21 protein-coding genes are annotated in these 23,030 nt (G+C 67.2%); 10 read left to right on the top strand and 11 right to left on the bottom strand.

Annotated elements, in window-relative coordinates:
* The 3 genes from ABL843_RS15860 to ABL843_RS15850 form a co-directional block, all read right to left on the bottom strand.
* Window positions 1-435 (bottom strand): hypothetical protein, encoded by a 435-nt coding sequence (locus ABL843_RS15860; protein WP_418116439.1) that lies wholly within the window; start codon window positions 433-435, stop codon window positions 1-3.
* Window positions 436-447: 12 nt separating this feature from the next.
* Window positions 448-2,790 (bottom strand): type VI secretion system Vgr family protein, encoded by a 2,343-nt coding sequence (locus ABL843_RS15855; protein ID WP_418116438.1) that lies wholly within the window; start codon window positions 2,788-2,790, stop codon window positions 448-450.
* A gap of 183 nt (window positions 2,791-2,973) precedes the next feature.
* Window positions 2,974-4,110 carry an iron-containing alcohol dehydrogenase gene (locus tag ABL843_RS15850; RefSeq protein ID WP_418116437.1) on the bottom strand — a complete coding sequence of 379 codons (1,137 nt, stop codon included), beginning with the start codon at window positions 4,108-4,110 and terminating at the stop codon, window positions 2,974-2,976.
* A 143-nt stretch (window positions 4,111-4,253) separates the two neighbouring features.
* Here ABL843_RS15850 and ABL843_RS15845 point away from each other — a divergent pair, with 143 nt between their 5' ends.
* Together ABL843_RS15845 and ABL843_RS15840 are read left to right on the top strand one after the other, a co-directional pair.
* Complete coding sequence (locus tag ABL843_RS15845) at window positions 4,254-5,171, top strand: alpha/beta hydrolase (RefSeq protein ID WP_418120477.1); 918 nt, start codon at window positions 4,254-4,256, stop codon at window positions 5,169-5,171.
* Window positions 5,168-6,064: a YbgC/FadM family acyl-CoA thioesterase gene (locus ABL843_RS15840; protein ID WP_418116436.1), complete on the top strand. Its 897-nt coding sequence runs from the start codon at window positions 5,168-5,170 to the stop codon at window positions 6,062-6,064. Before ABL843_RS15845 ends, ABL843_RS15840 begins: the two co-directional genes overlap by 4 nt.
* Here the strand turns inward: ABL843_RS15840 and ABL843_RS15835 are convergent.
* Window positions 6,058-6,990: a hypothetical protein gene (locus ABL843_RS15835; protein ID WP_418116435.1), complete on the bottom strand. Its 933-nt coding sequence runs from the start codon at window positions 6,988-6,990 to the stop codon at window positions 6,058-6,060. The two genes, ABL843_RS15840 and ABL843_RS15835, sit on opposite strands and share 7 nt — an antisense overlap.
* Before the next feature lie 151 nt (window positions 6,991-7,141).
* Window positions 7,142-8,068 carry a YgfZ/GcvT domain-containing protein gene (locus tag ABL843_RS15830; protein ID WP_369662297.1) on the bottom strand — a complete coding sequence of 309 codons (927 nt, stop codon included), beginning with the start codon at window positions 8,066-8,068 and terminating at the stop codon, window positions 7,142-7,144.
* Window positions 8,069-8,190: 122 nt separating this feature from the next.
* On the opposite strand from ABL843_RS15830, the gene mltG reads away from it, so the two are divergent.
* The 6 genes from mltG to ABL843_RS15800 all read left to right on the top strand — a co-directional run bounded on the left by mltG (window position 8,191) and on the right by ABL843_RS15800 (window position 12,859).
* Window positions 8,191-9,213: an endolytic transglycosylase MltG gene (mltG, locus tag ABL843_RS15825; protein WP_418116434.1), complete on the top strand. Its 1,023-nt coding sequence runs from the start codon at window positions 8,191-8,193 to the stop codon at window positions 9,211-9,213.
* Window positions 9,210-9,866, top strand: coding sequence for a dTMP kinase (tmk, locus tag ABL843_RS15820; RefSeq protein ID WP_418116433.1), 657 nt, complete (start codon window positions 9,210-9,212; stop codon window positions 9,864-9,866). The genes mltG and tmk overlap by 4 nt, the downstream gene beginning before the upstream one ends.
* A complete protein-coding gene (locus ABL843_RS15815; protein WP_418116432.1) occupies window positions 9,863-10,879 on the top strand; it encodes a DNA polymerase III subunit delta' in 1,017 nt (338 codons plus the stop codon). Before tmk ends, ABL843_RS15815 begins: the two co-directional genes overlap by 4 nt.
* A complete protein-coding gene (locus ABL843_RS15810; RefSeq protein ID WP_126019960.1) occupies window positions 10,876-11,262 on the top strand; it encodes a PilZ domain-containing protein in 387 nt (128 codons plus the stop codon). Before ABL843_RS15815 ends, ABL843_RS15810 begins: the two co-directional genes overlap by 4 nt.
* Window positions 11,263-11,375: 113 nt before the next feature.
* The gene (locus tag ABL843_RS15805; protein ID WP_184637845.1) at window positions 11,376-12,182 is read left to right on the top strand and encodes a TatD family hydrolase; all 807 of its coding nucleotides are present in this window, start codon (window positions 11,376-11,378) and stop codon (window positions 12,180-12,182) included.
* Window positions 12,179-12,859 carry an ankyrin repeat domain-containing protein gene (locus tag ABL843_RS15800; protein WP_418116431.1) on the top strand — a complete coding sequence of 227 codons (681 nt, stop codon included), beginning with the start codon at window positions 12,179-12,181 and terminating at the stop codon, window positions 12,857-12,859. The genes ABL843_RS15805 and ABL843_RS15800 overlap by 4 nt, the downstream gene beginning before the upstream one ends.
* A gap of 185 nt (window positions 12,860-13,044) precedes the next feature.
* On the opposite strand, the gene ABL843_RS15795 is transcribed toward ABL843_RS15800, so the two are convergent.
* Window positions 13,045-13,683: a TetR/AcrR family transcriptional regulator gene (locus ABL843_RS15795; RefSeq protein WP_418116430.1), complete on the bottom strand. Its 639-nt coding sequence runs from the start codon at window positions 13,681-13,683 to the stop codon at window positions 13,045-13,047.
* Between the two features lie 95 nt (window positions 13,684-13,778).
* Here ABL843_RS15795 and ABL843_RS15790 point away from each other — a divergent pair, with 95 nt between their 5' ends.
* A complete protein-coding gene (locus tag ABL843_RS15790; RefSeq protein WP_418116429.1) occupies window positions 13,779-14,672 on the top strand; it encodes an NAD(P)/FAD-dependent oxidoreductase in 894 nt (297 codons plus the stop codon).
* A gap of 74 nt (window positions 14,673-14,746) precedes the next feature.
* On the opposite strand, the gene ABL843_RS15785 is transcribed toward ABL843_RS15790, so the two are convergent.
* From ABL843_RS15785 to ABL843_RS15765, 5 genes are all read right to left on the bottom strand, one after another.
* Complete coding sequence (locus ABL843_RS15785) at window positions 14,747-15,652, bottom strand: LysR substrate-binding domain-containing protein (protein ID WP_418116428.1); 906 nt, start codon at window positions 15,650-15,652, stop codon at window positions 14,747-14,749.
* Window positions 15,653-15,716: 64 nt separating this feature from the next.
* Window positions 15,717-16,523, bottom strand: a complete 807-nt coding sequence (locus tag ABL843_RS15780) for an oxidoreductase (protein ID WP_418116427.1) — start codon at window positions 16,521-16,523, stop codon at window positions 15,717-15,719.
* 40 nt (window positions 16,524-16,563) lie between these two features.
* Complete coding sequence (locus ABL843_RS15775; RefSeq protein WP_418116426.1) at window positions 16,564-19,641, bottom strand: efflux RND transporter permease subunit; 3,078 nt, start codon at window positions 19,639-19,641, stop codon at window positions 16,564-16,566.
* Complete coding sequence (locus tag ABL843_RS15770) at window positions 19,638-20,753, bottom strand: efflux RND transporter periplasmic adaptor subunit (protein WP_418116425.1); 1,116 nt, start codon at window positions 20,751-20,753, stop codon at window positions 19,638-19,640. The genes ABL843_RS15775 and ABL843_RS15770 overlap by 4 nt, the downstream gene beginning before the upstream one ends.
* 82 nt (window positions 20,754-20,835) lie before the next feature.
* Complete coding sequence (locus ABL843_RS15765; RefSeq protein WP_184638754.1) at window positions 20,836-21,453, bottom strand: TetR/AcrR family transcriptional regulator; 618 nt, start codon at window positions 21,451-21,453, stop codon at window positions 20,836-20,838.
* Window positions 21,454-21,556: 103 nt separating this feature from the next.
* On the opposite strand from ABL843_RS15765, the gene ABL843_RS15760 reads away from it, so the two are divergent.
* Window positions 21,557-23,014, top strand: a complete 1,458-nt coding sequence (locus tag ABL843_RS15760) for an efflux transporter outer membrane subunit (protein WP_418116424.1) — start codon at window positions 21,557-21,559, stop codon at window positions 23,012-23,014.
* Window positions 23,015-23,030: the final 16 nt, after the last annotated feature.

Raw genomic sequence — 23,030 nt, 5'->3', positions numbered from 1 at the left:
TCAGCGCCTTGCGCCGCGGATCACCAGCGGGGTGCGCGCGCGGTCGATGGCCAGCCGTGACGGGTCCTGCGGGTCCTGCAGCAGATGAATGTCGGGCCGGCCCGCGGAAAAGTGGGCCAGCAGGTCCTCGTCGATGAGTGTCCGCAAGGTGGTCTGCTGCTCGATGCCGGCGGCATCGGTGTAGGCGACACCAAGCTGCACGGCCGTCAGGCGCTGTCCGACCGGGCCGCGCCGGGAGTAGCCGCTGGGCGAGCGCAGCACGGAAACCGCAACGCCCTGCAGCGGGCGGCCGTCGGCCTGCAGCTGCTGCCACAGCCGGCCTTCCTCGGCGTAGGCACGATGGCTCATCAACGACACCGCCAGCACGACCCCGGCAAGCGCGATCACGCCCAGGCTGACGACGCCGAACACACCCCACAGAACGATCTCGAGCACGCTTTCCACGCCTCAGAGCAGGACCTTCAGCGCCTGGATGCCGGCGCGCAGGCCGCCCGTCCTGATCTCCGTGCCCACGAGCTGGATGAGCGCACCGGCGTCGCCCAGCGACATGGCCTTGTTCTTCCACTCCGCGCCCACGGCCTCCAGCTTCACGCCGATGGCCTGCGCCTGCACGCCCATGGCCATCGAACGCACGGCCAGCACGCCCAGCGAAATGCCCGACACGTCCATGTTCAGGCCGGTGCCACCCAGGCGGAACCACCTCCAGTCGCTGCTCTTGGAGTAGTTGTTGGTGTAGGTGGCGGAGTTGTTGGTGTAGTTGACCGTCAGGTTGTTGTACGTGTTCGACGTCGTGTTGTAGACGTTGGTGTTGATGACGTGCTGCGTCGTGTTGTGGATGTGGTTGGTCGTGTTGAAGGTCACGTCCGGCGAGGTGTGCACCGTGGGGCCGGTAACTGTGGTGGTCGACGGCCCGTTGACCAGCACGTCGTTGGACGTGTTGATGGTGTCGTTGCGGCCGTCGCTGACGAAGCGGATTTCCTTGCCGTCGATGGTGCCGTGGAAGCCGCCGGTGATGGCCAGCTCGACGCCGCCGGTGATGGTGTCGTTCAGTCCACCGCTGAGCATGCGCGTCTTGCCGCCAGATATGGTCTGGTTCACGCCGCCGGTCACGGTCTCGGTGAAGCCACCGGTCACGCTGCGGGTGTCGCCGCCGGTGATGGTTTCCTTGGCGCCGGCGGTGATGTCGCGCGTCTCGCCGTCCTGGTAGGTGGCCGATTCGTGGCCCTTGATGAGGGTGGTGCGGGTGCCGTCGGTGGTGTGGGTTTCGTCGGCTTCCACTTCGACGTCGAGGTTGCGCTCGGCGTGCAGCAGGATCTGCTCGGCCCCCGTGCGGTCCTCGAAGCGCAGCATGTTGGCCTGGTTGGCCGCGCCGCCGGTGCTGGAGCGCGTGAGGATGCCGCTGGCGGTGGCGTTGGCGGGCAGCTCCCACGGCGGCATCTGGTCGCTGTTGTAGACGCGGCCGGTGACGATGGGGCGGTCGGGCTCGCCGCCGATGAAATCGACGATCACTTCCTGTCCCACGCGCGGCATGTGCATGGTGCCGTAGTTGGCGCCGGCCCAACTGCTGGACACGCGCACCCAGCAGGAGCTGTTCTCGTTCGACTGGCCGTAGCGGTCCCAGCGGAACTGCAGCTTCACGCGGCCGAAGCGGTCGGTCCAGATTTCCTCGGGGCCGACCACCGTGGCGGTCTGCGGGCCGTTGGTGCGCGGGCGCGGCGTCTTGCGCGGGGGGCGGTAGGCCACGGAGGAGGGCAGCACGGTGAAGTCGAACTCGCACACCGATTCGCTGCTGCCGCCGGTGGAGTACTCGGGCTCCTGCAGGTCGTAGCGCGTCTCGGTGACGAGGTATTCGCGGTTGTCCGACTCGCGCGGGCAATGCGTCATCTGGAACAGGTAACCCGGTGCCATGCCCACCACGTTGGTGTGGCCCGAGGCCAGCTCGTGCGCGCACTGCAGTTCCTGCAGGCGGATCTTGGCGTAGGCGTCGCCCTGCTGGTGCTCCGTGTAGCCGCCGAGCCATTCGTAGACCTCGTAGGTCGAATGCTCGTGAGGCTTCGGGTCTTGCTGCACGCTCTGCAGCGACGCACGCGACTTCCTGAAGTCGAAGTCGTCGAGCATCACGCGGCCGGAGGTGATCTGCTCCGTCACGCGCCACTGGTCGATGCAGGGCTCCAGCGCATTGACCACGCGGTCGCGCGGACGGTAGGCGATGCTGGCATGGCCGGGCAGCGGCTGGTAGCTGCCCGAATCGTCGGCCAGCACCAGCAGGTGCGAGCCGTTGCTGTGCTCGAAGTGATAGGCGATGCCTTCGTGCTCCATGAGACGGCTCACGAAGGCGAAGTCGCTCTCCTGGTACTGCACGCAGTATTCCCAGGCGGGATAGCTGCCGGTGAGGCGCTTCTCGAACTGGAAGCCGTACTTGCCCAGCACTTCGTCGAGCACCTCGGGCACGCTCTTGTTCTGGAAGATGCGGCAGTCGGTGGTGCGCGTGAGGTACCACAGCCATGGCTGCACCAGCGCGCGGTAGATGTAGTGGCGGCCAGTTTCGTTGGCGCGGCCCACGAGCTCGAAGCGCACCACGGTGCCGTTGAGAAAGCGCGGTGCGCCTTCGTCGGCCAGCTCCAGCGTGAGCGAAGTGCCGAGCAGCTGCTTCAGGTCGAGGCTGAAGCTGCTGCTGACCATGTCCACCTCGAACTCGAAAAGTTGAGAGAGGCCCTCCCGTCCACGCATCGAGCGGAACTTGAGCTGTTCGGTGCTCAGGACGGTGTGGACTTGGACTGTGCGCTGCATTCGGAACTTCCCTGACCCTTGGGTTTCTGCGGCTGAGAAACCTTCGGTGACAGTCTAGAAATCCCTTATGTCACATAAATGACGTGAGGGGCGCAGAGAGCGTCTTTTCCCTCTGAAAACGCCTCGAAAACGGTCACTGAAACAATGTGTAGAAGAAGCCCTTACAGGCCTCTTACGCGAGCCTTACATGGAGGCTTCGAGCATCGCCTTGTAATCTTCGCGCGTGGCCAGCCGGGGGTTGGTCTTGTGGCAATGGTCGGCCATGGCGCCATCGATGATCTGCTCGAACATCGCCGGCGTCACGCCCACTTCGGCCAGGCCCTTGGGCAGGCCCAGGCGCGCGTTCATGTCGCGGATGGCATCGCCGAGATCGCCGGCCGAATCAAGGTGCATGGCCTGCGCCATGCGCTGCAGGCGCTGTTCCTTGCGCACCGACTCGGCGCCTGAATTGAAATGGATCACCGCGGGCAGGAAGAGGGCGTTGAGTGTGCCGTGATGCAGTCGTGGATCGACGCCGCCCAGGCTGTGGCTCAGCGAGTGCACGCAGCCCAGTCCCTTCTGGAACGCCATCGCGCCCTGCATCGACGCGCTCATGAGGTTCAGGCGCGCCTCGCGGTCGCTGCCGTCTTTTGTCGCGCGCTCGATGTGGCCCCATGCGCGCTCGAGGCCGTCGAGGCCGATGCCGTCGGCCGGCGGATTGAACGCGGCCGACATGAAGGTTTCCATGCAGTGCGCGATCGCGTCCATGCCGGTGGCGGCCGTGAGCTTCGGCGGCAGGCCCAGCGTGAGCTCCGGGTCGCAGATGGCGGCCTTGGGCATCAGAAACCAGCTGTGGAAACCGAGCTTGCGGTGGTCGTCGACGATGACGATCGCGCCGCGCGCCACTTCGCTGCCGGTGCCGCTGGTGGTGGGCACCGCGATCATCGGCACCACGCGCTCGGTGATGCGCGGCGAGCCGCCTTCGATGGTCGCGTAGGTCTTGAGCGGTCCTTCGTGCGTGGCCGCGATGGCGACGCCCTTGGCGCAGTCGATGGCGGAGCCGCCGCCCACGGCGATCAGGCCGTCGCAGCGGCCGCTGCGGTAGAGCTCCACGGCCGCGCGCACCGCCGCTTCGGTGGGGTTGGAGGGCGTCTGGTCGAAGACCGAGACCTCGAGGTCGGCGATGGCGTCGAGCGCCTTCTGCAGCACGCCGGCCGCGCGCACGCCGGCGTCGGTCACGATCAGCGGGCGGTTGATGCCGATGCGCGCGCATTCGCTGGACAGCAGCTTGATCGCGCCGAATTCGAACTGGATCTGGGTGAGGTATTGGATGAGGGCCATGGATGTGGGGATGTCCCGGTAGGCACGGGGCAGTACGATTGCCGACCAGCCAAATCTAACAAGAGCGAACCGTCTTGCACACGAAAGAAACCCTTGCCGCTGTCGCGCCCGGAACACCGGCGGGCACGCGGCTCACGCCGAAGATGGCCAGCGTCGTCGAACGCATGGCCCGCGCAGGCCACCCGCCACTCGACAAGCAGACGCCCGAGGAGGCCAAGGCCTCCTACGAAAAGGGCGCCGGCGTGCTCGAAGTGCCGAAGCCCGAGCTGGCGCGCGTCGAAGACTTCACCATCGCGGCGCGCGACGGGTATGCGATCCCCGCGCGGCTCTACGCGCCTTCATCGGCGGTGCTGCCGGTGCTGATCTATTTCCACGGCGGCGGCTTCACGGTCGGCAACATCCGCACGCACGACACGCTGTGCCGCGTGCTGAGCGCGAAGAGCGGCTGCGCGGTGATCTCCGTGGACTACCGGCTCGCGCCCGCGCACAAGTTCCCGACCGCGTCGAACGACGCATGGGATGCCTTCCAGTTCATCGCGAAGGAGGGCACGGGCCTGGGCCTCGATCCGTCCAGACTGGCCGTGGGCGGCGACAGTGCCGGCGGCACGCTCGCGGCCGTGTGCGCCATTCTCGCGCGCGACGCGGGCCTGCCGCTCTTGCTGCAGATGCTGATCTATCCCGGCACCACCGCGCACCAGGACACGGCCTCGCACCTGCGGCACGTCGACGGCCCGCTGCTGACCAAGGCGATGATCGATTTCTTCTTCGCGCAGTACGTCAACACCCCGGTCGACCGCGACGACTGGCGCTTTGCGCCGCTCTTGGCCGACGACGTGGACGGCGTGGCGCCGGCCTGGATCGGCCTGGCCGAATGCGACCCGGTGGTGGACGAAGGCATCGCCTACGCAGACAAGCTGCGCGCGGCGGGCGTGCCGGTCGACCTGGAGATCTACCGCGGCGTGATCCACGAATTCATCAAGATGGGCCGGGCGATTCCGGAGGCGCTGCAGGCGCAGGACGATGCGGCCCGCGCAATCAAAGAGGCACTACTGACACCATGAGCAACACGACGACAGCTACCGAACGCAAGGACTTCCGCTTCTTCCACCGCCTGCGCGTACGCTGGGCCGAAGTCGACATGCAGAAGATCGTCTTCAACGCGCACTACCTGATGTACTTCGACACCGCCATCGCCGACTACTGGCGCGCGCTGGCGCTGCCGTACGAGGAGTCGATGCACGCGATGGGCGGCGACCTGTACGTGCGCAAGGCGACGGTCGATTTCCGCGCTTCGGCGCGCATCGACGACGTGCTCGACGTTGGCATGCGCTGCGTGCGCATCGGCAATTCGTCGATCGTGTTCGAAGGCGGGCTGTTCCGGCAGGACCAGTTCCTGGTCGGCTGCGAGCTGGTCTATGTGTTCGCCGATCCGGCGACGCAGACGTCGAAGCCGGTGCCGCCGGCGCTGCGCGAGGTGCTGCTGGGCTACGAGGCCGGCGAGGCCATGCGCACCATCGAGACGGGCGACTGGGCCACGCTCGGCGAAGGCGCCGGCGCTTTGCGGCGCGCGGTGTTCATCGAGGAGCAAAACATTCCCGAATCGCTGGAGTGGGACGAGCAGGATGCCGTGGTGCTGCATGCGGTCGCGCGCAACCGGCTCGGGCAGGTCATCGCCACGGCCCGGCTGCTGCCGGCCGAGAACGGCATCTCGCACATCGGCCGCGTGGCGGTGCATCGCAATCTGCGCAGCGGCGGCCATGGCGCCGCTGTGATGCAGGTGCTGGAGGAGGCTGCCAGAGAGCGCGGCGCCAGCGTGGTCGCACTGAACGCGCAACGCAGCGCCGAGCGCTTCTATGCGCGGCTGGGCTATGTGCCGCATGGAGACGGCTTCGAGGAGGCCGGCATTCCGCACATCGAGATGCGCCGGCCTCTTCGGTCCTCTTCTTCTCAGTAACGGCTCGGCGGATCGGGCACATAGCCCGGATCCGAGCCGGGGAAGGGCGACGGCCCTGCGGGACGCGGCCAGCGCGGAGGGGGCGGCACCGGGATCACGCCCGCGGCGACGAGGTTCTCGCGGCTGTCGTAGCGGATGCGGACCACCTCGTCGGGTGACGACTGCGCGCGCTCGAAGGTCGTCCTGCCAACGTACGAGGTTTCGCGGCGGCCGTGTGCGGTGCCGAGGCTCGGGCTGGGCGCGGATTGGCGGGCCAGGCTGCCGGAAGATTCGGCGGCCGCAGCGGGAGCGGCGTTGTCGGCTGCGCCTGCCTTGGCCCGCGCGTCGCCCTGGTACGACGACGATTCGCTGCGGCGCTCGCGCTCGGGGCCGTATCCGCCGTATTCATCGCGGCGCGGGAACGGCGTGACCGGCGCAGGCGGCGGTTCGGGCATGCGCTCGCGGAACATCGCGACGCCGATCACGCCCACGTCGTCCGGCCGGCCGGTGCGGCTGGCGTACGAGTTGCCGGCCGCGGCGAACTCGAAGGCGGCGATCTGCGAATCGCTCTTGCGCCAGCCGGTGATGTCGCTGCGCTCGCGGGCGCCGAAGACGTAGCCGTTCTGCCCGACGCCAGCGGTTTCGCCCGTGACCACGTTGACGCCGTCGACGGACATCACGGCCATGATGCGCTCGCCCATCGCGTTGCGCGCCCGGATGGCGTAGCGCGCGCCGGGGCGGCCGGCCACCCAGTATTCGCCCCGATGGCGGTAGATCGGCAGTTCGGCGCCGCTGCCGCGGTCGACCACGCTGATCTGCATCAGCGAGCCGATGCGGCTGGACGGCGTGGAGGGAACGTAGGGCCGTTCCGAGGTCTGCGCGCAGGCCGGGAACGACGAGGCCACGGCGCTCAGCGCCAGGGCGGTGGAAAAGAGTCTGCGCTTCATGGTGTTTCCTTGCCGGAGTTGATCGGTGCCGGCTTCTACGGCTCGGCAACGGCAACGGGGTTAGGAGACGCGCAAAAAAATGGCGCCGTCGATTTTCGACAGCGCCAAACACCCGCTTTGAGGGCGTTGGGGGTTTAAAGGGTGCGCAGGCTCAGATGTCTTCGAGCAGCGGGTAGGGCAGCGGCTCGACCGTAAGCGCCGGGCCGTCGGCCGCGCCGGCGCGCAGGCCACCGGCCTCGAGCGCGGCGATCTGCATGGAGATCAGCGCGGACCAGCCGCCATCGGGCGCCGGCGCGGCCTGCGCCACGGTGCCCACCGGCTGCTCGGCGTCGCCGGCGGCGAACACTTCCTGCCCCACGGCCACCGGCGCATCGGCCTGGACGAGGTAGGTGCGCCGCTTCAGCGTGCCGCGGAACTGGCTTCGCGCGACCACTTCCTGGCCTGGATAGCAGCCTTTCTTGAAGTTCACGCCGCCCACGGATTCGTAATTGATCATCTGCGGCACGAAGGCGTCGATGACGGGCGTGGTCAGCGTCACGATGCCGCTGCGCACCTCGCTCCATTGCCACAGGTTGTCGTCCAGAGCCGGGCCCGTGGGCGCGGCATGCCCGGCCGGCGCGATCCAGAGCGCGCGAGGCACGCCGTCGGCCGGGTAGAGCGACACGGCGCTGACTTCGTCGCCGACAGCCGTGCGCTTGCCGGGCGGGGCCGCCGCGTCGAGCCCGTTGGCGGTAAGGGCGGTGCCGGCGAGGCCGTACAGCGCGTACTGCTCGGTGGCGTCGCTCAGCTTGGCCTTGGCGCGCAGCACATACATCGACAGGCGCTTGAGCGTGGCGGCAAGGATGTCGCGGCTGCACACCAGCAGGATCAGTTCCGGTTGCGGCTTGATGCCGATGAAACTCGCGATCACACGGCCCTTGGCGGTGCACAGCGCGGCCAGGCGGGCGTCGGAGGCTCCGAGCAGGGAGAAGTCCTGTGTGAGCTGGCCGTGGAGGAAGCTGGCGGCGTCCGGACCTTCGGCACGGATCACGCCGAGATGGGAGAGGGCGGTCACCCCATTGAGAACGACAGTGGTCATCGCTGAATTATCATGGCCGGGCCTGTTCCTTCGAGGCGGCAGGGGCTCCAGCCCTTCGGTTCGCAAGGGCACCGTTTTTTGATTGCCTCCGGCTTTTTCCCCGTCATCCCCACATCGGACTCGTGCGCAGTTTCTTCCTCACGCTCTTCCTGCTCGCCGCCCTGGCCGTGCTTGCGCTCGGCGGCGCCGGCCTTTGGTGGGTGCATCAGCCGCTCAAGCTGCCTGCGCCCAGCGTCGACCTGTCGGTCGAGCCCGGCACCACGCCGCGCGGCATTGCCCAGGCGGTGGCCGACACAGGTGTCGATGTCCAGCCGCAACTGCTCTACCTGTGGTTCCGCGTCTCGGGACAGGACCGCCAGATGCGCGCCGGCAGCTACGAACTGGAGCGCGGCGTCACGCCCAAGCTGCTGCTCAACATTCTGGTGCGCGGCGAGGAAGCCACCCGCAGCGTGGTGCTGGTGGAAGGCTGGAACATCCGCCAGGTGCGCGCCGCGCTGGCCAAGGCCGATCAGCTCAAGCCCGAGAGCGTGGGCATGACCGACGAGGCGCTCATGGCCAAGCTGGGCAAGCCCGGCCTGCACCCGGAAGGGCGCTTCTTCCCGGACACATACACCTACTCGAAGGGCTCGACCGACATCGCCCTGCTGCAGCGCGCGATGCGCGCCATGGACAAGAAGCTGGAAGCTGCCTGGGCCGCCCGAGCTTCCGACTTGCCGCTGAAATCGGCCGATGAGGCGCTTATTCTGGCCAGCATTGTCGAAAAGGAGACAGGCAAGGCCAACGACCGCGCGGAAATCGCGGCCGTGTTCTCCAACCGCCTGCGCATCGGCATGCCGCTGCAGACCGACCCGACCGTCATCTACGGCATGGGCACCGCCTTCGACGGCAACCTGCGCAAGAAAGACCTCCAGACCGACACGCCCTGGAACACCTACACGCGCGGCGGCCTGCCGCCCACGCCGATTTCCATGCCCGGCAAGGCGGCGCTGCTGGCGACGGTGCAGCCTGCGCAAAGCAAATCGCTGTATTTCGTGTCTCGCGGCGACGGCACCAGCCAGTTCAGCAGTTCGCTCGACGATCACAACCGCGCGGTCAACCGCTACCAGCGCGGCGGCGACACCAAACCGAAGGCGACGACCCAATGAGTGACCAAGGCTTGTTTCTGACGCTGGAAGGCATCGACGGCGCGGGCAAGTCGAGCCATCTCGACGCGCTGGAGGCGCTGTTCAAGGCGCAGGGCCGCACGGTCGTCCGCACGCGCGAGCCCGGCGGAACGCCATTGGCCGAAACGCTGCGCGGGCTGGTCCTCGAGAAGCCGATGGACCCGCTGACCGAATCGCTGCTGGTGTTCGCAGCCCGGCGCGACCACATCACCCAGGTCATCGGCCCGGCACTGGCGCGCGGCGATGTGGTGCTTTGCGACCGGTTCACCGATGCCACCTTCGCCTATCAGGGCGCGGGGCGCGGTTTCGACAACGCCGTGTTGTCGACTCTCGAGCAATGGGTCCAGGGGCAGGCGGGCGGCACGAAGCTGTTGCAGCCACGGATCACGCTGTGGTTCGACCTCGCCCCCGAGATCGCCGCACAGCGGCTGGCCGGTGCTCGCGTGCCCGACAAGTTCGAGGCGCAACCGGTCGAGTTCTTCCGCCGCGTTGCCCAGGGCTATGCGGGCCGCGCAAGCGCCGACGCGCAGCGCTTCGTGCGCATCGACGCCAGCCAGACGCGCGAGCAGGTCTGGCTGCAGATCGAGTCCGAGCTGAGGGCGCGTGGCGTGCTGGCCGGAGGTCGCGCCGGATGAGCGCCGAGGCACTGTCTCCCTGGCTGCGCCTGCCGCTGACCGAACTGCTGCGCCAGCGCGGCCACGCCTGGCTGCTGCAGGGCCCGTCCGGCATCGGCCAGTACGAGCTGGCGCTGGCACTGGCGTCCGCCTGGCTGTGCGAGCAGCCGACGGAGGAGGGCACCGCCTGCGGCAATTGCCCGAGCTGCCATGCCATCGAGGTGCGCACGCATGCCGACCTCTGCGTGCTGATGCCCGAGGTGGCGATGCAGGAGCTTGGCTGGCCGCTCGACGAAAAGGCACAGGCGGACATCGACGACAAGAAGCGCAAGCCCAGCCGCGAGATCCGCGTGGAGGCGATGCGCGACGCGGTCGGCTTCGCCCAGCGCACCAGCGCGCGCGGCCGCGGCAAGGTGGTGCTGGTGTATCCGGCCGAGCGCATGAACACGATCACGGCCAATGCGCTGCTGAAGACGCTGGAGGAGCCCGTGGGCGACGTGCGCTTCGTGCTCGCCAGCGAGGCCGCGTGGCAGCTGCTGCCGACCATCCGCAGCCGCTGCCTGGGTTTCACGCTGCCATGGCCCGCAACCGCCGAGGCCGAGGCCTGGCTCGCCGCGCAGGACGTGCCCGCCGCCGACGCGGCCGCCTTGCTGCGCGCCGCCGGTGGCCGGCCCAGCGATGCACTGAAGCTCGCGCGCTCGGGACAGTCGCCCAAGGCCTGGGCACTGCTGCCCAAGGCCATGGTGCGCGGCGACATCGGCGCGCTGGCCGATCACGCGCCCGCGCAGGCTGTCGGCGCGCTGCAGAAGCTCTGCCATGACCTGATGGCCGTCGGCAACGGCGCCGCACCCCGTTTCTTCGAGGCCGCCGATCTGCCCGCCGCGCCGCCCCGGCTGGCGCTCGCGCGCTGGTCGAAGTCGCTCGCAAGCGCCGCGAGAACCGCGGAGCACCCGTTCAACGCCGGCCTCATGCTCGAAGCGCTTGTGAGCGAAGCGCGAACCACCCTAAACTCTGCCGCTCGTCGCCGACCATGAACCAACCTGCCGCATCCGCTGCACCCGCAGCATCCTCTACACCCGCCCGGCCGAGCGTCATCCAGCTCGCCATCAAGGAAAAGGGCGCGCTGTACGCGGCCTACATCCCGCTGTTCGCCGAGGGCGGCATCTTCATTCCGACCACGCGCGAATACCGGCTCGGCGACGACGTCTACGTGCTGCTGACGCTGCCCGAAGACCCGCAGCGCTACCCGGTGGCCGGCAAGGTCGCCTGGATCACGCCGCCGCGCGCCGCCGGCAACCGGGCGCCGGGCGTGGGTATCCGTTTTCCTTCCGACGAGAAGTCGCGCCAGTTGAAGGCGCGCATCGAGGCGGCACTCGGCGGCTCGATGGCCTCCGACCGCCCCACGCAAACCATCTGAGTTTTCCGCCCCGTCCTCGTGACGCGGAACTCGGTCGACGGCGCCTGCCTCCCATACGAAGCCCGGCAGTCCGGGCCAGACAAGGGGGTGCGCCTCGCATCCCACCATTTCCGATGTTCACAGACTCCCACTGCCACCTCACCTTTCCCGAATTCGCGGGCCAGATGCCGCAGATCCGCGCCGCCATGGCCGCGGCGCAGGTCGACCGGGCGCTTTGCATTTGCACCAAGCTCGAGGAATTCGACGAAGTGCAGGCCTTGGCCGCCAGCTACGACAACTTCTGGGCCAGCGTGGGCGTGCACCCCGACAACGAGGACATCGCCGAGCCCTCGATCGAAGATCTGGTTCGGCTTTCGCAGCGGCCGCGCGTGGTCGCCATCGGCGAGACCGGCCTCGACTACTACCAGATGGAAGAGCGCAAGGGCGGCCGCAGCATTTCCGACCTGGAATGGCAGCGCGACCGCTTCCGTGTGCACATCCGCGCCGCCCAGCAGACGCGCAAGCCGCTGATCATCCACACCCGCGAAGCCTCGGCGGACACGCTGGCGATCCTGAAGGAAGAGGGCGAAGACGGCTCGCCCGGCGCTGCCGGCGGCGTGTTCCATTGCTTCACCGAGACCGCCGAGGTGGCCCGCGCCGCGCTCGACCTGGGCTTCTACATCTCGTTCTCCGGCATCCTGACCTTCAAGAAAGCGCAGGACCTGCGTGACGTGGCTGCCTTCGTGCCGCTGGACCGCATGCTGATCGAGACCGACAGCCCGTACCTTGCGCCGGTGCCGTACCGCGGCAAGACCAACAACCCGTCTTACGTGCCCTATGTGGCGCAGCAGATCGCCGAACTCAGGCAGATGCCCGTAGAGGCCATCGCCAAGGCCACGAGCGACAATTTCGAAGCATTGTTCAGGGAAGTCAAATCATGAAAAACTACTTCAAGAAATCCATCTATCTTGTTGTCATTGCTGCATCTTTTGCAGCGAACGCCGGTTCGTTCGAAGACTTCTTCCGCGCCGTTCGCGGCGACAACGCCAGCGGCGTCAGCAACCTGATCCAGCGCGGCTTCGACCCCAACACGCGCGACGAGCACGGCCAGACCGGCCTGCTGATCGCGCTGCGCGAGCCCTCGCCGAAGGTGATCAAGGTGCTGATCGAAGCGCCGCAGACCGACGTGGACATCGCCAGCCCGAAGGACGAAACCCCGCTGATGCTCGCTGCGATCAAGGGCCAGCAGGACGTGGTCGCCCAGTTGCTCAAGCGCGACGCTGCCGTCAACAAGACCGGATGGACGCCGCTGCACTACGCGGCCACCAGCGGGCAGATCGCGATCATGAAGACGCTGCTCGAGAACTTCGCCTTCATCGACGCGCAATCGCCCAACGGCACCACGCCGCTGATGATGGCCGCCATGTACGGCTCCAACGATGCCGTGAAGCTGCTGCTTGAAGAAGGCGCCGACACGAACATGAAGAACCAACTGGGCATGACCGCCGTCGACTTCGCCAACAAGGCAAACCGCTCGGAAGCCGCCTCGATGATCGCCGCGGCCGCCAATGCGAAAGCCAGCGCGGCCAAGGCCGTTCCCAAGGACGGCAAGTGGTGAGCTTTCGTTCTTCTTCGGCGCGGCTGCTGGTGAGTCGTGCAGTGGATGCCGCCGCCTGCGGCGATGGCCGGTTGAACTAGCTCCCCGCGCGGGATAATTTTCACACAATGTGTCTTATGTTAAATAAGGCGCGCGGGAGGCAACCAGGAGTTCTGCCCCATTGCCGGCAAGCTACCCGGTAGAGCCTAAGCGCCGTAGGCCGTCATGAAGACTCGAACAGCCTCTTGCAGAAGAGCCTGGTTTTCCCGGGTATCCGGCATCTCGAGCTTCAGCATTCCGCGGATGTGGCCGGAGCCCAGGAACATCGACAGGAACAGGTCCGCTGCCTGGAGCGGATTCCGCACCTTCAGCGTGCCCGCCGAGCTGGCAAGAAGCAGATATGCAGCCAGTTCGTCCATCACACGCTCCGGACCCTCCTTGTACAGCGCGCGACAGACTTCCGGTTGCGCCCCCGCGACGCCATAGACGGCGCGCAACGCGCCCAGGGCGTCCCCGCGCGCCAGCGCGAGAAACCGCTCCCCAATCACCAGCAGCACCTTCTCCGGCTGGTTCGGGTCCAGCGCCCCGGCCCCGGGGAATCCAGCCATCACGGCTACCGTCCTGTCGCGCACGACCGCCTCGAACAGCCCCTCCTTGGAGCCGAAGTTGCTGTACACGGTCATCTTGGAGACGCCTGCGTCGGCAGCGATGGCATCCACGCTGGCGCGCTCCAGACCATGCCGATCGAAGTGCGTCTGCGCCGCCTCCAGGATGCGCCGGCTGCGCTCAGGATCGCGCGGCCGCCCGCGTTGAGGCTTCGGAGCAGGAACTGGAGATCGGGTCATGGGCATATTTATTGGACTTGACAGTCTACTATATGTGTTTCACATTACTGTACTTGAAAGTCCAGTAATAACCGCCCTACACGGAACCCATCACCATGAATGACGTCATCATCATTGGCGGCAGCTTTGCCGGCCTCGCCGCGGCCCTGCAGCTCGGCCGTGCCCGCCGCAAGGTCACCGTTCTCGATACCGGCCTGCCGCGCAATCGCTTCGCCGGCCATTCGCATGGCCTGCTCGGCCATGATCACAAGCCACCGCTGGACATCCTCGCCGAGGCGCGGCAGCAGCTGGCGCGGTATCCCGCGATCAAGCTGGTCAATGCACGGGCCGACAACGTCTCCGGCGTCATCGACGATTTCTCCGTTCTCACTGACGACGGCGAAAGCCTCGGAGCGCGCCGCGTGATCCTGAGCTACGGCGTCGCCGACCAGATGCCAGACGTCCCAGGCTTCGCCGAAAGCTGGGGCACGTCCATCGTGCCCTGCCCCTATTGCGACGGCTTCGAAGTCGCCGACCGGCACTGGGGCCACGTCTGGTCCGGCCCGCAGTCGCACAATCAGGCCAGGCTGTTCCGCGATTGGACCGACAAGTTGACCGTCTTCGCTGACGGTCGCGACATTGCGCCCGATATCCGGGCCGATCTGGCGAATCGCAACATCGCTGTCGTCGACGGCCGGATCATCGATATCGCCCATCACAAGGGCCGCATTGCCACAGTCAATCTCGATAGCGGCCGCAATGTCGCGGTCGACGTCCTGTTCGCCAGCCCGCGCAACAAGCCGTCCGCAAGCCTGCATGAAGCATTGGGCCTCGCCACGGCCGATACGCCCACCGGCATCGTGCTGAAGGTCGACGAGCGCCGCCAGACCAGCGTGCCCGGCATCTACGCCGCCGGCGACCTCGCCACGCCCTTCCTGCCCTCGGTCACCCAGGCATCGTCGCAGGGTGCGATGGCGGGCATCTTCGCCCAGCAATCGATGCTGGCTTGAACTCTTGAGGCGCTCGTCTGCGGAACGTGAACCTCACCCATGAAACGCCATGAAGGCGGCACCGGGCACTGCGTTCAACCTCGACGGAGGGTCTTGCCGGCCTTGATCCGACTTTCGAGGAAATCGAGGAACGCCCGGTGAACCGCGGTGCTGTGGCGTCTTTGCAGGTAGACGGCTGAAAGCCACATGTCACTGCGCACGAAATCCGACAGCGCGGGAACCAGCCGGCCGCTGTCGAGATAGGGCTTCAGCATGACCGTCGGCAAGTACAGCACGCCAGCGCCTTGCAGTGCGGCCTGGATGAGCGGGCTGGCCTCGGTGGCATCCAGCCGGCCATGCACCGCGATCTCCAACGGCTCGCCGTCGACCTGGAAGCGCCACTTGGACGATGGATTCAGGTGGGTACTGATCAACGCATCGTGGTTGGCGAGTTCGCTGGGGTGGGAGGGCACTCCTCTGCTTTTCCAGTACATCGGGGCCGCGCAAACGGTCAAACCCATCAGAAGCAACTTGCGAACGATCAGGTTCTCGTTCGCGATCGGCCCAAAGCGCAACGCAATGTCGACCCCCTCCTCTGCCAGGTCGACAAGGCGATTGGTCAGCAAGAGACTGATGCTGGCATCGGGGTAGTGACCCAGGAAGGTGTTGAAGAGCGCCGGCAACTCGGTCTGGTCGATGCCGTGGGGCGCGGAAATGCGCAAACGGCCGCTCGGAGTCAACGCGCGATCCTGCAGTTCCGCACGGGTTGCTTCCACCAACTCCAGCACGGGCTTGCTCCGCTCGAGCAAGAGCACGCCGGCATCCGTGAGGCTGACGGCGTGGCTGTTCCTGTTCAGCAGTCGCACACCGAAGCGCCCCTCGAGCTTCGCGACGTACTTGCTCACGGTGGCTCTGGACAGTTCGAGGTGCTTCGCGGCGCGCGAGAAGCTGCCCGACACGGCGACTTCGTTGAAGGTTCGCAAGAGTTCCAAGCTGTCCAAGGCCTCTCCTTCCTTGCAAGACGGTGCCAGACACCGGCCAGGCCGGCTCCGGCGGGTCGATGTATCAGGCGAGACCGAGCTTTTTTCTCAAGCTCGCGTCGACCGGACCCGCGGGCATGAAACGGCGAAGCTTCGCCAGGACCGAGGCCTCGCCGGGCGGCGTGCAACGCATGCGCCAGGGGCCGAGCGCCGCTTCCACGATGGTGTTGGCCACGCCCTGCGGCGGCGGCGCGTTGTTGACGCTGTCGGCCACCGCGCGCTCGACCAGGCCGCGTTCGCGGTCGTAGTCCGCGATCGGCGCCTTGGCACGCGGCGCATTGATGTCGAGGTTGGTCCGGGTGAACGCCGGCTGCACCAGCGTCACGCGAACGCCGAACTGGCGCACCTCGTGGTCCAGCGACTCCGAGAGGCCCTCGAGCGCATGCTTGGCGGCCGCATACATGCCCATGTAGGGCGCCGGCATCACGCCGAACAGCGAGCTCACATTGACGATGCGCCCGCGATGCTGCTTGCGCATGGAGGGGAGCACGGCGCGCGTGACGCGCAGCACGCCGAAGACATTGGTGTCGAACAGCGCCGCGGCTTCTGCCGTCGCCGTCTCTTCGACCGCGCCGAGCATCATCATTCCCGCGTTGTTGACCAGCACATCGATGCGCAGGCCCTGCTCGATGATGGAGTCGATGCCGGCCTGCACCGACTCCTCCTCCCGGACGTCCATTTCAACGAACTCCACACCGGGCACCACGGGCGCCTTGCGCAGGTCGCGCACGGTGCCGAACACCCGGCAGCCTCGCGCGACGAAGCTTTCCGCGGCGGCGCGCCCAATGCCCGATGACGCGCCGGTCACGACGACAACCGATGAACTTGACATGGTGTTTTCCTTCGATCTGTATGAGTGGTGAAAAGCGTTGTCAGTGCGCAGCGGCTGCGGCGTCGCCGGGCCTGATCCTGAACCAGATGGAATACATCGCCGGCAGGAACACCAGCGTCAGGACCGTGCCCGCAAGGGTTCCACCGATCAGCGTGTACGCAAGCGCTCCCCAGAACACCGAATGGGTCAGCGGAATGAACGCCAGGATCGCCGCCAGCGCGGTCAGGATCACCGGTCGCGCACGCTGCACAGTGGCCTCGACGACCGCGTGGAACGGATCGAGACCTTCCTGCTGGTTGTTGTGGATCTGTCCGATCAGGATCAGCGTGTTGCGCATCAGGATGCCCGAGAGCGCCACGAGGCCGACCAGCGCATTGATGCCGAAGGGCTCCCGGAAGACAAGCAGCGTCGGCACCACGCCGATCAGCCCCAGCGGGCTCGTCAGGAAGACCATGACCATCGCGGAGATCGAACGCACCTGGAAGATGATGATCAGCAGCGTGGCCGCCAGCATGATCGGGAACAGCGGCAGCATGGCCCTGGTCGCCTTGCCCGATTCCTCGATGGAGCCGGCCTCATCGATGCGGTAGCCGGAGGGCAGCTTGTCCATGACGGGGCGCAGTTGCGCGGTGATGGCCGTCGACACGTCGGGTGGCTGCAGTTCGTCGGCGATGTCGCCTTGCACGGTGATCGTCGGCATGCGGTCGCGCCGGCGCATGACCGGTTCCTCCATGCGTACCTCGACCTCGCCCACCTGCGACAACGGAATGCGCTGCCCGTTGGCACCCGCCAGCGTGAAATCGGCGATCCTCGACACGTCGAGGCGGCTGGCGCCGGCCGAGCGCGCCACTACCTGCACCGTGCGGATGTCCTCGCGCACGGCGGTAACGGGCACGCCGCTCAGGAAGAACTGCAACTGCTGCGCCACCGTGCCGGAGTTCAGCCCCAGGGTCTGCAGGCGGTCCTGATGCAGGGTGAAGTGCAGCGTGGGAGTGCGTGTCCCCCAGTCGGTATTGACCGTGCGCACCATCGGGCTGGCTTCCATGACCTGCTGCACCTGAGCCGCGATGTCGCGCAGCTTGTCGGGGTCCGGTCCCGTGACGCGGTAGGCGACTGGGAACGGCGAATACGGGCCGAACACCAGCTGGGTGACGCGCACGCGCGCCTCGGAGGCCAGACCGTCGGCGATGGCCTCGCGCAGTCGATGCTTCAGGGCTTCGCGCTCTTCCTGGCTGTCGGTGCGCACCACGATCTTGGCGAATGACGGATCGGGCAGCTCGGGGCCCATCGCGAAGAAGAAGCGCGGCGCGCCCTGCCCGATATAGGACGTGACGATGTGGGCCTCCTTCTGTCCGGCCAACCACGCCTCCACCTTCGCCGTGGCTTCGCTAGTCCGGGTGATCGATGTGCCATAGGGCATCTGCACCTCCACCAGGACTTCAGGCCGGTCCGAAATCGGGAAGAACTGTTTCTTGACCAGGCCCATGCCGAGAACGGCTGCCACGAGAAGGCCGACCACCGCACCGGCCACCGCCCATTTGCGTGCGATCACGCGCCCGAGCATCCCACGCAGCCGGTTGTAGCGCGGCGTGCCATAGATCGCGGCGTGACCGCCTTCGATCTTCTTGAAATCGGGCAGCAGCTTGACACCGAGGTAGGGCGTGAAGACGACCGCGACCACCCAGGACGCGATCAGCGCAATGCCGACGATCCAGAACATGTTGCTGGTGTATTCGCCTGCGCTGGATGGCGCAAAGCCATTGGGCATGAAGCCGACGGCCGTGACCAGCGTGCCCGAAAGCATCGGCGCGGCCGTGTGGCTCCAGGCATAGGCGGAGGCGGCGACGCGGCTGTAGCCCTCCTCCATCTTCACCACCATCATCTCGATGGCGATGATCGCGTCGTCCACCAGCAGGCCCAGCGCGAGGATCAGGGAGCCGAGCGTGATGCGATCGAAGTCCTTGCCCGTAGCAGCCATCACCACGAAGACGATCGCCAGCGTCAGCGGCACTGCGGCGGCGACGACGAGGCCTGCGCGCCAGCCCATGCTCAGGAAGCTCACGAGCATGACCACCAGCAGCGCGGCGAAGAACTTGACCATGAACTCATCGACCGCGGCGCTGATGTTGACGGCCTGGTCCGTGACCTTGGTCAGGCTCATGCCCAGCGGCTGCTCGGCATTGATCGCTCCCACCTCGCGCTCCAGCGCCTTGCCCAGGTCGAGCCCGTTCCAGCCTTCCCGCATGACCACCCCCAGCAGCAGGGCCGGCTCGCCGCCGTTGCGGATCATGAAGCTCGCCGGGTCTTCATAGCCCCGCTTGACCTCGGCGATGTCCGACAGCTTCAGGGTGCGGCCTTGCGAGGTGACCGGCGTGTCGCGGATCTTGCGCAGCTCGTCGAACGGCCCGTCCAGGCGGATGAACACCTGGGGGCCCTTCGTTTCCACGGACCCCGCCGGCGTCAGGGCATTCTGGCCGTTGAGCGCCGCGAAGACGTCCTGCGCACTGACGCCCAGGGTCGCCAGGCGCTCGTGCGAGAACTCGACATAGATGCGCTCGGACTGCTCACCGGCGATGTTGACCTTCTTCACGCCCGGCACATGCAGCAGGCGCTGGCGCAGCGTCTCGGCGTCGCGCACCAGCAGGCGCTGCGCCTCGCCCTTCGCCTTGAGGGCGTACAGCGCGAAGGTGACGTCCGCGTACTCGTCGTTCAGCATCGGTCCGATCACGCCCACAGGCAGGTTGCCCGCCTCGTCGCCGACCTTCTTGCGGGCCTGGTAGAACTGCTCCTGCACCTGCGAAGGCGGTGTGCTGTCGAGCAGGGTCAGCGTCGTGAAGGCCAGGCCGGGCCGGGTGTAGGTCTCGGCGCGGTCGTAGTAGCGCAGTTCCTGCAGCCGCTTCTCGAGCTTCTCGGCAACCTGGTCCTGCATTTCCTGCGCGGTCGCGCCGGGCCACGCGGTGACGATGGTCATCACCTTGATGGTGAAGGCCGGGTCTTCCGCCCGGCCCAGCTTGAAGAACGAAACCAGGCCCGCCAGCGAGATCAGGCAGATCAGAAACAAGGTGACCGAGCGCTCGCGCACCGCGAGCGCCGAGAGGTTGAAGCGGCCTGCGCTCACGGGCGGACTCCGCGCGCCGCGACGGCGCCCGCCTGGTCGGCCACCCGTACCTGCTCGCCCTCGCGCAGCAGATGCGCCCCGAGCGAGACGATCCGGTCGCCCTGCTGGAGCGACCCGGTAACGCGCGCGCCATCGTCATCCAGGCGTTCGACCACGACCGGCCGCCAGTTGACCCTGGCCGGCTCGCCACTGACGAGCCACACCCCCGGCCCCTTGCCGGCGTCGAAGAGCGCGCCGATCGGTACCTGCAGTCCTCCCGACGCGGAGGGAAGGCCCTGAGGAATCCGGATGGTGACCGTCGCACCCAACGGCGCATCGGCGAGCTCACCCCTGAGGACATAGCGCGCCTCGAAGGTGCGCGTCTGCCGGTCCGCGGCCTCCGAGAGCTGCCGCAGCGTGGTCGCCACGCTCACGCCCTCCCTGCCGAAGAGCGTGGCCTGCCCCACGGACCCGACCGCGGGGCGCAGGGTTTCCGGCAACTGGACCACGGCTTCGCGCGGGCCGGCGCGGGCCACGCGGACCACCGTCTGACCAGCGCTCACGACCTGGCCGGGCTCGGCCAGCGTTTCCATGACCACCCCGTCGCCGTCAGCCACGAGTTCGGCATAGCCGCTCGCATTGCGCGCGACATCCGCCTGGGCCTCGGCCGCGCTGACCTGGGCCTTGGCCGTGTCCGCGGCCGCCTTGACCTGGTCGTAGGTCGATGCCGAGATCGCACCGGTGCCGCGCAGATCGCGGTAGCGGACCTCGTCCTGCGCTGCTTGCTGCAAGCGCGCCCGTGCCGCGGCGACCGCCTCCTGCTGCGCATGGGCCGCAAGCTTCAGGTCGATGGGGTCGATGCGCATGAGCACCTGGCCGCGCCTGACGCCCTGCCCTGTGTCCACCAGCCGCTGCAGGACCTTGCCCGAGACCCGGAAGGCCAGGTCGCTCTGAATCCGGGCGGCTACGGTGCCCGTGAACGCACGCGACGCGGCGCCGGCGCCTTCGACGACCGCGACGCGAACCTGCGGCGCCTGGGTTCGAGGGTCAGGAGGCGCCTTCTCGCCGCAGGCGACCAGCGCGAGCGGCAATGCACAGGTGACGATGGAGATAGCAAGGCGGCGCCAAGGCATGAGAGTCCCGGTATCGAAATGATCAGGACCCGTATTCTGATACTTGTGACTAATTCAGTCAACAGTCACAGACAAATCGGCTTCACGGAGACAGGCTGCGCAGCACCAGGCTGGACAGTTGGGCGGGCGCTTCAGCCGTGTGGTCGAAGCTGTACTGCAGCAGCAGCGGATTGATGTAGGGGTGCATGACGAGGTAGATGGCCGAGACTGCCTCATCGATCGGCGTCTTGCGCTCGAACTCCCCCGTCTCCCGGCCTTCGCGCAGGATGTCCTGAAGCAATTGCCGGATGTGCGCTTCGTGCGCAAACGCTACCTGCCAGCGCTCGGTGGCGGCGGAGCTCGCGATTTCGTAGAGCTTGCGATCCTCGGAGAACAGACGAAGGCTCGCCTCGACCACCGACTTGAACATCCGGCGCAGCTTCTCCGCAGGACGATCTGCCCCCTCGACCGCAGCCCGTACCTCGGCGTGGATCTCGCTCAGGCAGTTTGCGCAGATCATTTCGCCGATGGCCTGCTTGGACTCGAAGAACTTGTAGATGTACGCCTTGGAAAACCCGATGGCTTTGGCGAGATCGGAAACGGTCGTCTTTTCATACCCGTACCGGCTGAAGTGCTCGGTCGCCGCGGCAACGATCTGGTCGCGCACGTCATGGTCGACCGGCCCGCGCGCCACGCCGGCAGAGGAGATTTCTTTGCTCATGCCTGACAGCTTACCGCGCGCCGAATGATTGAACAACGAGTGACCATTTTGATATATAGTCACCGCCAAATCGACGTTTCCTCTCCAGCTCAGGAAGAACACCATGCTCCAGCGCATCCTTGTTCCGCTCATTGCGACCGGCCTTCTTGCAGGTTGCGCGGTCGGCCCCGACTACGCACGCCCCGACATGGCGATGCCGCAGCAGTACCTGGGCCGGCAGGGCCTCGAGCAACGGACCGCCGCGGGCAGCGCCGATCTCCGCGCCTGGTGGACCGGCTTCGGCGATCCACAGCTGGCTGGGTTCGTCACGCTCGCGCTTGCGCAGAACCTCGATCTCGCCCAGGCATCCGCGCGCGTCGCGCAGGCGCGTGCTGCGTTGGGCGCGGCGAATGCCGCCCTGCTGCCTTCGGGTAACGTCAGCGCACAGGCAGCCCGGGCCTACCAGTCCGTTGAAACGCCGCTGGGACAGGTGCTGAACTCGAGGCCTGGCCTCGACCGCTACGGCAGCGCCTACGAAGCCAATCTGGGTGCGAGCTGGGAAGTGGACCTGTTCGGAGGCTTGCGCCGCGGACGCGAAGCGGCGCTCGCCGAATACCAGGCCTCGGAGGCCTCGGCCGTCGCCACGCGGTTGGCAGTGGCGGCCCAGACCGCCGATATCTACATCAGCATCCGCGGCCTTCAGACGCGCCTCGGCGTGGCGCGCCGGCAGGTGCAGACGCAGCAGCAGCTGCTGTCCACGGTCAACCTTCTCTATGGCAAGGGGCTGGCCGCCGAACTCCAGGTGCGGCAGGCCGAAGGTGCTCTGGCCCAGGTCCAAGCCTCCGTCCCGGTACTGGAGGCGGGCCTGGACACAGCGATGAACGCGCTGGATGTGATGCTGGGCGCCTCGCCGGGCACGCACCGGGCCGAATTGGCCGAGGCCGGCGCCATTCCCGTCGCGCCGCAGCTCCATGACTCGGGCACACCGGGCGACCTGCTCAGGCGACGCCCCGACCTGATTGCAGCCGAGCGCCGTCTCGCCGCGTCGAATGCCCGCATCGGCGTGGCTGTCGCCGAGTACTACCCCAAGCTGTCCCTGAGCGGCATGCTGGGCAGCGCGACGTCCGTGGCGAGCGGCAATCTCTTCACCGGCGGCGCCAGCCAGGCGGCTGCAGTGCTGGGCCTGCGCTGGCGCCTCTTCGATTTCGGCCGCATCAATGCACAGATCGATCTCGCCAAGGGCCGGGACGCGGAACTGCTCGGCGCATATCGGCTGGCCGTGCTGCGCGCCACTGAGGATGTCGAGAACGCACTCTCGGCCCTCGCCAAGCGCGAGGAGCAAGCCAGCGTGCTGGCCCAGGGCGTGGACTCGCTGGGCCGCGCGCGCAGCGCTTCCTTTGCGGCCTACCAGCAGGGCGTGGTGAGCCTGATCGAAGTACTGCAGGCCGACGACAACCTGCTGCGCGCCTCCGATGCGAAAGCCCAGGCGCAGACCGAAGCGGCGCGTGCCGCGGTCACGGCCTTCAAGGCACTGGGTGGCGGCTGGGAGCCCAGCGAGAGCCGCGCGGTCGCAAGTCGATAGCCGCACTTGGCCGGCC

This window comes from Variovorax sp. 350MFTsu5.1, assembly GCF_048302515.1.
In the GTDB taxonomy this organism is placed as follows: Bacteria; Pseudomonadota; Gammaproteobacteria; order Burkholderiales; family Burkholderiaceae_C; genus Variovorax; species Variovorax guangxiensis.
Note: the sequence above shows the minus strand (reverse complement) of the source record. Positions and strands in the feature narration are given on the sequence as shown.